The sequence below is a fragment of the Modestobacter sp. SYSU DS0904 genome (assembly GCF_054051115.1).
In genome coordinates this window covers 12,747-24,756 of the sequence record NZ_JBJHAQ010000028.1, presented here as the reverse complement: position 1 = coordinate 24,756, position 12,010 = coordinate 12,747, and the positions used below count along the sequence as shown (strand labels likewise).

Genomic DNA, 12,010 nt, shown 5'->3' with positions numbered 1-12,010 from the left:
TCACCTGACGTCATGGACGCGCGGGGGAGGGGGTGGCGCCGGTAGCCGGTCCGTGCGGGCGCCACCCGCAGTAGCGTGCAGTCCCCCACCCACGGACCGGAAGGAGACGGGGAGCCGCGGCCCACCGGCCCGGCTCGCCGACACCCGCATGCTGTCGCTGCTCGCCGAGCAGCTCGAGGCCGCCCGTGAGCGGCTCGAGCCCGCTGTCTTCGACTACTACTCCGCCGGCTCCGGCCAGGAGGTGACCGTCGGGGAGGCCGAGGCGGCCTGGGGCGCCTTCCGGCTGCGCCCGCGGGTGCTGCACGACGTCTCGACCGTCGACCTCGGGGTCGAGCTGCTCGGTACCCGGGTGGCGTCGCCGTTCGTCGTCGCCCCGATGGCCTTCCACGCCCTCGCCCACCCCGACGGCGAGTGCGAGACGTTCGCCGGCGCCGGCAAGGCCGGCGCGCTCGGCGTCCTCTCCACCCGGTCGTCGCGGCGGATCGAGGAGGTGGCCGCCTCGGCCACCGGCCCCTGGTGGTTCCAGGCCTACGGCATGCGGGACCGCGCCCTCACCCACGCGCTGGTGCGGCGGGCGGCCGACGCCGGCGCCGGCGCGATCGTGCTGACCGTCGACACCCCCTACGTCGGGCGGAAGGGCCGGGTCAGCGGCGTCCGGATCTCCGTTCCCGACGACCACTTCCTGATCAACCTCGCCCAGCACCTGCTGCCGGGCACGGTGGCCCGGGAGGCGGCCGAGCAGGACCCGTCGATGACGCCGGCCGTCATCGCCGAGCTCGCCGAGGTCAGCGGCCTGCCGGTGCTGGTCAAGGGCGTCCTGCGCGGCGACGAGGCGGTGCGCTGCCTGGACGCGGGCGCCGCCGGGGTCATCGTCTCCAACCACGGCGGGCGGCAGCTGGACCGCGCGGTGCCCAGCGCGCTGGCGCTGGCCGACGTCGTGACGGCGGTCGCCGGCCGGGCTCCGGTGCTGGTGGACGGCGGCATCCGCACCGGCACGGACGCGCTGCTGGCCCTCGCCCTCGGCGCCGACGCGGTGCTCGTCGGCCGCCCGGTGCTGTGGGCGCTGGCCGCCGGGGGAGCGGGCGCGGTCGCCGCCGCGCTGGAGGCGCTCGCCGCCGACCTGCGGCACGTGCTCGCCGTCGCCGGTGCCGCGCGGATCGCCGACCTGGACCCCAGCATGGTCACGCGAGCGTGAGGGGACCGTAACCTCGAGTCATCAACGCCCGGAGCGGCGGAAACCCGCTGTCACCCGATCGCGGACCCTGCACTTCCCAGTTGTCAGAGCCCGGATCTAGGTTCCAGCGTCGAGACACACCTCGAGGAGGTCAGATGAGCGAGTACCCGGACGTGACGCCGGCCGACATCCCGGTCGTGATCCTGTGCGGTGGGATGGGCACCCGGCTCCGGGAGGCCAGCGAGCAGCTGCCCAAGGGGTTGGTGGACATCGGTGGGCGGCCGGTGCTGTGGCACATCATGAAGACCTACAGCCACTTCGGCTTCCGGCGCTTCGTGCTCTGCCTGGGCTACAAGGGCGACATGATCAAGGAGTACTTCGTCGACCACCGGGCCCGGATGAACGACTTCACCCTCCGGATGCGCGGGAACCACGAGCTCGAGTTCCACACGAACGTGGCCGAGGAGGACTGGGAGATCACCTTCGCGGAGACCGGGCTCACCACCGCCACCGGCGCACGCATCGCCCGGGTCGCCCAGTACCTGGACGCCCCCCGGTTCGCCCTGACCTACGGCGACGGCATCGGCGCGGTCGACCTGTCGGCCACGCTGGCCGCGCACACCGCCTCGGGGAAGCTCGGCACGCTCACCGGCGTGCACCCGGCCGGCCGGTACGGCGAGATGGTGCTCGAGGGCGACTCGGTCACGGCGTTCAACGAGAAGCAGTCGCAGACCGGTTACGTCAACGGTGGCTTCTTCTTCTTCGAGCGCGCCTTCGTCGACCGCTACCTGGACGCCGAGGCGGTCGAGGAGATGCTCGAGCACGCGCCGCTGCAGAAGCTCGCCCGCGACGGTGAGCTGGGCGTGCACCGGCACGAGGGCTTCTGGATGGGCATGGACACCTTCCGCGACTGGAAAGAGCTCAACAGCCTCTGGGACGCCGGCCAGGCGGAGTGGAAGGTCTGGGCCGACTGAGCCCCGGCGGCGCAGCCCCGTGCTGCGCCGCCGCCCCGCCGGCGCGGCCGGTGGGGCCCGGCCGTGGGCCTCGGCCGGCGGCCGACCCGAGCTGTTCCACCGCAGTCGTGTGCTGCCCGCGCCCGGTGGGCAGGGCAGGACCGCGGCGCACCTCCGCCGGGGTGCCCGGTCCCGTCCCCGCGCGGCGGACGCCGCGGGACACGGCGCGGGAAGTCGCCCAACACCCGCTGTAGGCACGGCGATGCTCGATGTAAGCGACTACCTACCCACCGTGACCGAGCAGCGTGGCATGCCCGGCAGGCCGTTGTCGCGGGTCACCAACCCCATCGGGTGATCGTCACCCTGTGTCATCCAGAGGGGGGAGATGCGCGGTAGCGTCAGCCACCCAGTCAGGACGAGATGAGGACGAACGTGCGCGTACTGGTCACCGGCACCGAGGGGTACCTCGGCTGTCTCACCGCACAGGAGCTGCTCCGGGCAGGCCACGACGTCGTCGGGGTCGACACGGGTTACTACAAGCACGGCTGGCTCTACCCCGGCGTCGACCGGGTGCCCGAGACCCTGGCGCTGGACATCCGCCGGCTGGGCCGCGAGCACCTCGAGGGCGTCGACGCGATCGTGCACATGGCGGAGCTGTCGAACGACCCGATCGGCGACCTGATCGGCGACATCACCTACGACATCAACCACCGCGGCTCGGTGCACCTGGCCGAGCAGGCCAAGGCCGCCGGCGTCTCCCGGTTCGTCTACATGAGCTCCTGCAGCGTGTACGGCGTGGCCGACGGCGTCGTCGACGAGACCAGCCCGGTCGACCCGCAGACCTCCTACGCCCGGTGCAAGGCGCTGGTGGAGGGCGACGTCGGCGCGATGGCCGCCGACGGCTTCTCGCCGACCTTCCTGCGCAACGCCACCGCGTTCGGCGCCAGCCCGCGGATGCGCTTCGACATCGTGCTCAACAACCTCTCCGGCCTGGCCTGGACGACGGGCAAGATCGCGATGACCAGCGACGGCTCCCCGTGGCGGCCGCTGGTGCACGCCCTCGACATCGCCAAGGCCATCCGGATGACCCTGGAGAGCCCCCGCGAGCGGGTGCACGGCGCGATCTTCAACGTCGGCAGCGAGGCCAACAACTACCGGGTGCGGGACATCGCCGAGATCGTCGCGGCCGAGTTCCCCGGCTGCGAGCTCACCTTCGGCGACCCGAGCGCGGACAACCGCAGCTACCGGGTGGCCTTCGACAAGATCCGCGAGGTCCTGCCCGGCTACGACACCGACTGGGACGCCAAGGCCGGCGCGGCCCAGCTGCACAAGGTGTTCCAGTCGATCGACATGGACGAGGCGACCTTCACCGGCCGCGGCCACACCCGCCTGAAGCAGATCGAGTACCTGATGCGCACCAAGCAGGTCGACGACGAGCTCTACTGGGCGGCACCGTGAAGTACACGCCGCAGGCCGTCGACGGGGTGCACCTCGTCGAGATGGAGCCGCACAGCGACGACCGCGGCTTCTTCGCCCGCTCGTTCGACACCGCCGAGTTCGAGGCGCACGGCATGCGGCCCGAGGTGGCCCAGTGCAACGTGTCGTTCAACCACCGGGCCGGGACGCTGCGCGGTCTGCACCTCTCGCTGCCCGGGCACCCCGAGGCGAAGTTCATCCGCTGCACCCGCGGGGCGATCGTCGACGTCGCCGTCGACGTGCGGCCGGAGTCCCCGACGTACCTGCAGCACGTGGCCGTCGAGCTGACCGCCGACAACCGGTCGGCGCTCTACCTGCCGCCGCACCTGGCGCACGCCTACCAGACCCTCACCGACGACACCGAGGTGCTGTACATGGTGAGCGTGCCCTACGCCCCCGGTGCCGAGATGGGCTTCCGGTACGACGACCCGGCCTTCGGCGTCTCGTGGCCGCTGCCGGTCTCGGTCATCTCGGACAAGGACGCCGGGTGGGCGCCGTTCGACGCCGACGCCAACGCCGAGCGGTTCGCGGCGGGGGTCCCGTCGTGATCGTGGTCGACTCGCTGCTCGCGCAGCGGCAGACCGAGGGGCGGCCGGTCGGGCTCGGCCTGGTCGGCGCCGGGTTCATGGCCCGCGGTCTGATCAACCAGGTGCTCAACAGCACCCCGGGGATGCAGCTGGTCGCGGTGAGCAACCGGACCCCGGCCAAGGCGCACGAGGCCGTCACCACCGCCGGCGGGTCACCGGCGGCCGCGGAGAGCGCCGCCGACATCGACCGGCTGGCCGCCGCCGGTCAGGTCGCCATCACCGACGACTTCGCCCTGCTCACCCAGAGCGACCGGGTGGACGTCGTCGTCGACGCGACCGGTGCGGTGCTCTTCGGCGCCGAGCTGGCGCTGTCCTGCTTCGCCGGCGGCAAGCACCTGGTGCTGCTCAACGCCGAGGTCGACGCGACGCTGGGGCCGCTGCTGGCGACCAAGGCCGACGCGGCCGGGGTCGTCTACACCGGGGCCGACGGCGACCAGCCGGCCGTGCAGATGAACCTGATCCGGTTCGTGCGGCAGATCGGCCTGCGCCCGCTGGTGGCCGGCAACATCAAGGGCCTGCAGGACCCCTACCGCAACCCCACGACCCAGGAGGGGTTCGCCAAGCGCTGGGGGCAGGACCCCTGGATGGTCACCAGCTTCGCCGACGGCACCAAGGTCAGCGTCGAGGAGGCGCTCGTCGCCAACGCGGCCGGGTTCAGCGTGCACAAGCGCGGCATGCTCGGCCGGGACCACCGGGGCCACGTCGACGAGCTCACCGGCATGTACGACGTCGAGGAGCTGCGGGCCCTCGGGGGCGCCGTCGACTACGTGGTCGGGTCCCAGCCCGGCCCGGGGATCTACGTCCTCGGCGAGCACGACGACCCCAAGCAGCAGCACTACCTGGAGCTCTACAAGCTGGGCACCGGGCCGCTGTACAGCTTCTACACGCCGTACCACCTGTGCCACTTCGAGGTGCCGATCACCGTGGCCCGGGCAGCGCTGCTCGGCGACCCGGCGATCCGTCCGGCCGGCGCCCCGCAGGTCGACGTGGTCACGGTGGCGAAGACCGACCTGCCCGCCGGCACCGAGCTGGACCGGCCGGGTGGGTACCACTACTACGGCGAGGCCGAGCGGTCCGACGTCACCCACGCCGACCGGCTGCTGCCGCTGGGCGTGGCCGAGGGCGCCCGGCTGCTCCGGGACGTCCGCAAGGACGAGGTCATCGGCTACGCCGACGTGGAGCTGCCGGCCGGCCGGCTGGTCGACCGGTTGCGGGCCGAGCAGGACGAGCTGTTCTTCGGCAGCGCCGCGGCCACCGCGCCCCTGCCGACCGCGTCCCTGCCGACCGGGGCCGGGCAGAGCTGACCGGGCCGAGCTGACGAGGTGGCCGGGGCCGAGCGCCCCGGCCACCCGCGGCCGTCAGGACGCGGTCGAGCTCTGCTCGCTGTCCGAGGAGGCGGCGCTCTCCTCGGACTCCAGGATCGAGATGAACTCGTCGGCCATGGACAGGTGCCGCCGCAGCCGGTGCCGCCGCTCGTGCGCGGCCGCCACGAACTGCCCGAGCACCGAGCGCAGCTCCGCCGGGTCGGGCAGCGCGGCCCGGCGGGCAGCGCGCAGACCGCTCACCACCTGGAGCAGCTCCCGCATCTCCTCCACGGAGAAGCCGAGCGGCTTCATCCGCCGGATCACCATCAGCCGCTCGAAGTCGGCCTCGCTGTAGAGCCGGAAGTTGCCCGCGGTCCGGGCCGACGGCATCAGCAGCCCGATCTCGTCGTAGTGCCGGAGCGTCGGCAGGGAGATCCCCGAGCGGGCGGCGAGCTCCCCGATCCGCATCAGCCGTTCCTCCGGCACCGCAACCCTCCCCGACCTCCCGTGGGCCCCGGCCAGGGCCCCCACTCGCCCATCGTGCGGCGCCCGCGCCGCGGCGGGGACCCCCCTCCGGTGCGGAGGTGGGGTGGTCGCCCGGAGGACTGCGGGTCAGCCGTCGAAAAAGCTGTCGACGAGATCCTCCCAGCCCGGGCTGCCGCCACCGTCCTCGGCCTGCTGTGGCGGCGGGGCCGGCGCCGGCTGCCGGCTGGTGGTCGGCGCGGGTTCGGGTTCGCTGCTGGGCGTCGCGGTGGGGCCGGCCGGCTCCTCCGGGACCGGGGGCTGGGTGACCGGGGGCTGGGTCACCGGGGGCTGGGAGACGGGCGCCTCGGTGGCCGGCGGCGGGGTGGCCGGCGGGTCCGTGACCGGCGGCTGGGTGGCCGGCGGTGTGGCGGCCGGGGGCTGGGAGACGGGCGCCTCGGTGGCCGGCGGCGGGGTGACCGGGGGCGGGGTGACCGGGGGCTGGATGACCGGCGGCTGCGCGGCGGGCGGCGGGGTGACCGGAGGCGGGGAGGCCGGGGAGAGGGGCGTGGCTCCGCGGGTCACGCTGCCGGCCACCGTCGACGCCGCGCTGGTGCCCGCGGGCGCCGGGGTCGTGGTCGTCCGCGGCCCGGGGGTGGGGTCGCCGGACGTACTGTGGCCGGCCGTTCCCGCAGCCGCGGAGCCGGCGTCACCGGTGGTGCCCACCACGGCCGGCGAGCGCGGCCGGTCGACCTGGGGCAGGGAGCTCCAGCGGGGGAGCGGCAGCCGGGCCGTGGGTGGCGCGCCCGCCGGTGCACCGGCTCCGGCCTCGGCCGCCGGGACCGGAGCGGGCGCCGGGTCGATCGCGGCGTTGATCGCGGCGTCGGACGTCGCCTGCACCAGCGGTGGGTCGGCGCGGTCGGCGTCGCCGGACACCGGCCCGGGCACGGAGCCCCCGGTGCTCCCGCTGGGCGGCCGCTGAGCGGTGTCGGCGGCGGTCAGGCGGACGGGGTCGTCGGCCGGCAGTGCGCCCAGCAGCACCCACCCCCCGGCGGCCAGCACGAGCCCCGCGGTCACCAGGTGCCCGGCCAGGGTGCGCCGCCGGGCGCCGGGCAGGGCGAGGACGACCACCGCGCCGACCAGCGCGAACACCCCCAGGGCAACCATGGCCGGCCCGATCCCGGCGGTGACGACCAGCAGCACCAGGGCGCCCAGCCCGCACCCGGCCGCCGCATCGGTGGCCGGACCGCGCTCGGCCCACCGGAGGGCGGCGCGGGGGGACGGTGGGCGGCGGGCCACAGCGGCCTCCTCGGGGGTCTCGGTCGTCCGTGCGGTGGCTCGTCACCCGAACGGGTGACGAGCGGGCGCCCGATTGTGAGGCACAGCACCGCGAGTGCGCTCGTCGATCCCGCGAACACGGAGAGCCGCTCGCCGAGGGTGGCGCGAGGGTGACGGAGCGTTCCTCCCCCGGGCCTGCAGTCGGCCGCAACGGCGGCGCGACGTCACCCGGCGGGGCGACCACCCGGCCCTCTGATTGACCCTCCGCGGCGCCTCGGGCACAGTCGAACAGGCTTCGACCACCCGGGTCGGGTGCTTGAGGAGGGCAGACGCTCGATGAGCGACACGACGACGACCACCGACATCCCGGGCGGCGAGGACTCCCAGCCGCTGGTGACCGTCGTCATCCCGGCGAAGAACGAGGAACGGTCGATCGGCAGCTGCCTCGACTCGGTCCTCGCGCAGGACTGGACGAACCTCCAGGTCATCGTGGTCGACGGTGCCTCCGACGACGCGACCCCCGCGATCGTCGCCGAGTACTCCGCGCGCGACCCCCGGGTGGAGCTGCTGACCAACCCGGTCGGCGTGATCCCGGTGTCGCTCAACCTCGCCGTCAACCAGGCCAAGGGCGAGTGGCTGGTCCGCATCGACGCCCACGCCTCGGTCCCGTCCGACTACGTCCGCATCGCTGCGCAGCACCTGATGACCGGCCGGTACGGCGGCGTCGGCGGTCGCAAGGACGGCGTCGGCCGCACCCCGGCGGGGAAGGCGGTGGCCGCGGTGATGGCCTCCCGGTTCGGCGTCGGCGGCTCGACCTACCACTACGGCACCGTCCCCACCGAGGTCGAGCACGTGCCCTTCGGGGCCTACCCGGTCTCGGTCATCCGTGCGCTGGGCGGCTGGGACGAGCAGCTGCGGGTCAACCAGGACTTCGAGTTCGACCACCGCGTCCGCGAGGCAGGTCACACGATCCTGTTCGACCCCGCCCTGCACATCGACTGGGAGTGCCGGCAGTCGATCCGCGACTTCGCCAAGCAGTACAAGCGCTACGGCGGCGGCAAGGTGAACGTCGCCCTCAAGCACCCCGAGTCGGTCAAGCCCCGGCACCTGGCCGCGCCCGCGCTCGTCGTGGAGTGCGCGCTGGCCGCCGGCGCGCTGCTCACCGGCCGTCCGCTCCGCGCCGCCGTGCTGGTCTCCCCGTACGCGGCCGCCCTGGCCGTCGCCTACCGGGCGACGGCGCCGAAGGTGGCGCCCGAGGCGCGGCCGTACGTCGTGCCCGCGTTCCTCGCCATGCACCTGAGCTGGGGCGTCGGCTTCTGGCAGCAGCTGGGCCGGCGGGCGCAGGCCGCCGCGCGCAACCGGCGCGGCTGACCCCCACGGGGGTGCGGCCCTCGGCCGCACCCCCTGTCGGGTCAGGTCCCGGCGAGCGACTCCCGCACGAACGCCCGGTAGGGCGTCTCCAGGTCGTCGGCGCCCATCCGCTGGGCGGCGTCCCGCAGCCCCGCCAGGCGGCCGGGGAGCTCCGTCAGGGCCCGGGCCAGCTCCGCCGGGTCGTCGGGCCGGACGAAGACGGCCGCGTCACCGTAGGTGTCGCGCAGCAGCGGCAGCTCGCTGGCCACTGCGGGCAGCTGCCAGCGCCGCCCCAGCGCCGCCATCCCCGAGTTGTCGATCCGGCGGTAGGGCAGCGCCAGCACGTCGGCGGCGGACAGCAGCTGCGCCATCCGGGACTCCTCGAGCCAGCCGGGCTGCAGCGTCACCGCACCCTCGATGCCCAGGCGGCGCACCAGCTCCGGCAGGTCCTGCTCCGGCGACGGGCGGCCGGCCATCAGCACGTGCACCGGGAGGGCCGGCTGGGCCCGGCGGGCCTCGGCGAGCGCCGTGAGCAGCACGTCGGGCCCCTTGTAGGGGTACAGGTAGCCCAGGAACGCGACCAGGACGGCGGCAGCGGGCACCCCGAGCTCGTCGCGGACCCGGCGGGCGGCCTCCGGCCCGACGGCGACGGCGCCCGGGGCGATGTCCGGCGGCGGGAAGGGCAACCGCACCGCGGGGAGCCCGTGCTCGGCGGCCCAGTCGGCCATGGCGTCGGTGTGGACGACCACCGCGTGCGCCCGCCGCGCGGTGGCCACCACGGCCGTGGAGCTGCCGGAGCTGCCGTGCGGGGCGCGGTTGTGCACCGTGGCCACCACGCGCGCCCCACCCCGGCGGAGCGCCTCGACCAGCAGTCGTTCGTACCCCGGGCGGATCCCCAGCGGCACCCAGGCGACGTCACCCCGGCGCACCGAGCGCGCCGCGCGCAGCAGCCCGACCGCGGCGGCCCGGGCCTTCGCCACCGGGCTGTCGGACCCCCGCGGGAACCAGACGACCGACCGGCCGGCGAGCCCGTCGACCGGTCCGCCGTCGGTGGTGGCCACCACGGTCTCCTCCACCGGGCCGACGAGGTTGGCCACGTCGACGGCGTAGCGGCCGATGCCCCCGTGCCCGAACTGCTCGACGAGCCACAGCCGCGGGCCGCGCTCCTGCTCCGGTGTGGTCATCGGTCGGTCACCACCTGGCCGGCCACCGTGGCCCGGGCGGTCACCAGGCCGACCGCGTAGGCCCAGTGCTCCTGCGCCCGGCGGCGGTTGCGCACGGCGAGCTGGCCGGCGGTCCGCAGTGCGTAGCCGAAGGCCATGAAGGCGCTGATCGCCCCGGCCCGCACCGGTGACTGGTGCCGGCGCACGTAGCGGGTCAGCGAGGCGCCGCGCAGGCGCATCATCTCCAGCGACGGTGCGCCGGACCCACCGGAGCTGCCGTGCACCCCGACGTCGGATCGCATCCGCTCGTACATCCCGCGCTCGCGTGCCACCCGGCCGAACGCGACGTCCTCGCAGTAGACGTAGTACCGGTCGTCGAAGCCGCCCAGCTCGGCGAAGGTGGACCGGCGGATCGCCATCACCGCGCCGCTGACCCAGTCGACGTCGAGCCGCTCGCCGGCCGCCGGCCGGGCGAAGGGGCCGACCTTCGGCCACACCTTGTGCAGCCCGATCGCGAACGCGGCGGCCCGCAACGGGGAGAACTCCCAGCCACCCACGCCCAGGCGCGGCCGGCCGGCGGGGTCGACGAGCACCGCGGCGCTGGCCGCGCAGCGCGGGTCGGCGACGACGTCCTCGGCGAGGGTGGCGAGGTCGGCCGCGGTGGGCCGGGTGTCGGGGTTGACGAACACGATGACCTCGGTGGTCGCCGCGTCGGCGCCGGCGTTCGCGGCGCGCGCGTACCCGACCCCGCCGCCCGACAGGTACTTCCCGTTGGGACGGGCGGCCACCACGTCGGGCAGGCCGTCGCTGCCGTCGGAGTTGTCGACGACGATCACCGGCAGCTCGGCGGGCAGCCCGTCGAGCAGCTCCGCCACGAGCGCGCGACTACGGTAGGCAACGGTCACGACCGTCAGATCGGGGGCATTCGCCGCTGCATGGGCCACGCCTGGGCTCCTCCCCGGCGGGCGAGGGAACCCACCGCTGTCACTGTGCGTAATAAGCTCAGGCCAACCTACCCGCTGTCGGATCGAGTGACCCCGGTGCGGAGGGCGGTTCACCCGATCGTTCAGTCAACAGCACCCGATGATCTCGAGGAGGCGCGGTGGACCCGCACCGGCCCAACGGCACCGACCTGGCCGCACCCCCGCCGTCGGCGCCCCCTACCGGTACCCGCCGTCCCCGCCGGCGGCTCGGGTGGCTGCTGGTCGCGGCAGCCCTCGCCCTGGTCGTGGTCGTCGTCGCCATCGTCCGGTGGACCGGGAGCGAGCCGGAGCCGCCGGCCCCCGCCCCGCCGCCACCCGACGCGGAGAGCCCCGCACCGCTGAGCCGGGACGACTGGCAGGGCACGGCGGTCGGCGTCTTCCGGAAGACGCAACCGTCGGCCGTGCAGGCGTACGAGGAGTGGCTGGGCCGCCCGATCGAGCTCGCCATCGACTACTCCTCCCGCGAGGACTGGCGGGACGTCTCCCAGCCGGAGTACCTCTACGAGGCGTGGGACGGCTACCCGTACCGGCTCGTGCTCGGCATCCCGATGCTCCCCGACGAGGTCGACGCCTCGCTGGAGGAGGGGGCCCGGGGCGAGTACGACGAGTACTTCCGGACCCTGGCCGAGGGCCTGGTCGACGCCGGCCAGGAGGACGCCGTCCTGCGGGTGGGCTGGGAGTTCAACCTGGACTCGTGGGTCTGGTCCAGCGAGGACGAGGAGACCTGGGTCGCCTACTGGCGCCGGATCGTCGACGTCATGCGCAGCGTCGACGGCCAGCAGTTCCGGTTCGACTGGAACCCGAACAACGGCGTCAGCAGCATCGACGCCGTCGAGTACTACCCGGGCGACGAGTACGTCGACTACGTCGGCGTCGACGCCTACGACGTCACCGGCGCGGTGTACCCGATCCCCGACGACTGCGGCCAGACCTGCGCCGACGCGCTCCGGCGGGAGGCGTGGCAGGACCACATCTACGGCGGTGAGCGGGGGCTGCGGTTCTGGAGCGAGTTCGCCGCCGAGCACGACAAGCAGCTGTCGCTCCCGGAGTGGGGGGTGTGGGAGCGCAACGACGGGATCGGCGGCGGTGACAACCCGTACTACATCGAGCAGATGGCGGAGTTCATCGCCGACCCGGACAACCGGGTGGGCTACCAGGCCTACTTCGAGAACGCGAACTCGCAGGGCACCCACGAGCTGATGGGCGACGACTTCCCGCGGTCGCGGGAGCGCTACCTCGAGCTCTTCGGCAGCCCCGACGGCGGCTGAGCCGCCGGCCGC

General features: G+C 74.3%; 11 protein-coding genes. 7 read left to right on the top strand and 4 right to left on the bottom strand.

Annotation, left to right across the window (positions count from 1 at the left end):
• Positions 1–148 precede the first annotated feature (148 nt).
• The 5 genes from ACI79U_RS16185 to ACI79U_RS16165 all read left to right on the top strand — a co-directional run bounded on the left by ACI79U_RS16185 (position 149) and on the right by ACI79U_RS16165 (position 5,494).
• Positions 149–1,195 carry an alpha-hydroxy acid oxidase gene (locus tag ACI79U_RS16185; protein WP_457070300.1) on the top strand — a complete coding sequence of 349 codons (1,047 nt, stop codon included), beginning with the start codon at positions 149–151 and terminating at the stop codon, positions 1,193–1,195.
• 134 nt (positions 1,196–1,329) lie between these two features.
• Complete coding sequence (locus ACI79U_RS16180) at positions 1,330–2,148, top strand: sugar phosphate nucleotidyltransferase (protein WP_457070298.1); 819 nt, start codon at positions 1,330–1,332, stop codon at positions 2,146–2,148.
• Positions 2,149–2,559: 411 nt separating this feature from the next.
• The gene (locus ACI79U_RS16175) at positions 2,560–3,585 is read left to right on the top strand and encodes an NAD-dependent epimerase/dehydratase family protein (protein ID WP_457070296.1); all 1,026 of its coding nucleotides are present in this window, start codon (positions 2,560–2,562) and stop codon (positions 3,583–3,585) included.
• The gene (locus ACI79U_RS16170) at positions 3,582–4,151 is read left to right on the top strand and encodes a dTDP-4-dehydrorhamnose 3,5-epimerase family protein (protein ID WP_457070294.1); all 570 of its coding nucleotides are present in this window, start codon (positions 3,582–3,584) and stop codon (positions 4,149–4,151) included. The genes ACI79U_RS16175 and ACI79U_RS16170 overlap by 4 nt, the downstream gene beginning before the upstream one ends.
• Positions 4,148–5,494: an NAD(P)H-dependent oxidoreductase gene (locus tag ACI79U_RS16165; protein WP_457070292.1), complete on the top strand. Its 1,347-nt coding sequence runs from the start codon at positions 4,148–4,150 to the stop codon at positions 5,492–5,494. The genes ACI79U_RS16170 and ACI79U_RS16165 overlap by 4 nt, the downstream gene beginning before the upstream one ends.
• Before the next feature lie 54 nt (positions 5,495–5,548).
• Here the strand turns inward: ACI79U_RS16165 and ACI79U_RS16160 are convergent, their stop codons facing one another.
• Both ACI79U_RS16160 and ACI79U_RS16155 read right to left on the bottom strand, forming a co-directional pair.
• Positions 5,549–5,980: a MerR family transcriptional regulator gene (locus tag ACI79U_RS16160; protein WP_457070290.1), complete on the bottom strand. Its 432-nt coding sequence runs from the start codon at positions 5,978–5,980 to the stop codon at positions 5,549–5,551.
• Between the two features lie 126 nt (positions 5,981–6,106).
• The gene (locus tag ACI79U_RS16155; RefSeq protein ID WP_457070288.1) at positions 6,107–7,255 is read right to left on the bottom strand and encodes a DUF4267 domain-containing protein; all 1,149 of its coding nucleotides are present in this window, start codon (positions 7,253–7,255) and stop codon (positions 6,107–6,109) included.
• A 315-nt stretch (positions 7,256–7,570) separates the two neighbouring features.
• Here ACI79U_RS16155 and ACI79U_RS16150 point away from each other — a divergent pair, with 315 nt between their 5' ends.
• Complete coding sequence (locus ACI79U_RS16150) at positions 7,571–8,605, top strand: glycosyltransferase family 2 protein (RefSeq protein WP_457070286.1); 1,035 nt, start codon at positions 7,571–7,573, stop codon at positions 8,603–8,605.
• Between the two features lie 41 nt (positions 8,606–8,646).
• Here ACI79U_RS16150 and ACI79U_RS16145 read toward each other — a convergent pair whose 3' ends face one another.
• Both ACI79U_RS16145 and ACI79U_RS16140 read right to left on the bottom strand, forming a co-directional pair.
• The gene (locus ACI79U_RS16145; RefSeq protein WP_457070284.1) at positions 8,647–9,768 is read right to left on the bottom strand and encodes a glycosyltransferase family 4 protein; all 1,122 of its coding nucleotides are present in this window, start codon (positions 9,766–9,768) and stop codon (positions 8,647–8,649) included.
• Positions 9,765–10,652 (bottom strand): glycosyltransferase, encoded by an 888-nt coding sequence (locus ACI79U_RS16140; RefSeq protein WP_457070282.1) that lies wholly within the window; start codon positions 10,650–10,652, stop codon positions 9,765–9,767. Before ACI79U_RS16140 ends, ACI79U_RS16145 begins: the two co-directional genes overlap by 4 nt.
• A gap of 197 nt (positions 10,653–10,849) precedes the next feature.
• On the opposite strand from ACI79U_RS16140, the gene ACI79U_RS16135 reads away from it, so the two are divergent.
• Positions 10,850–11,998: a glycoside hydrolase family 26 protein gene (locus tag ACI79U_RS16135; RefSeq protein WP_457070280.1), complete on the top strand. Its 1,149-nt coding sequence runs from the start codon at positions 10,850–10,852 to the stop codon at positions 11,996–11,998.
• Positions 11,999–12,010 lie beyond the last annotated feature (12 nt).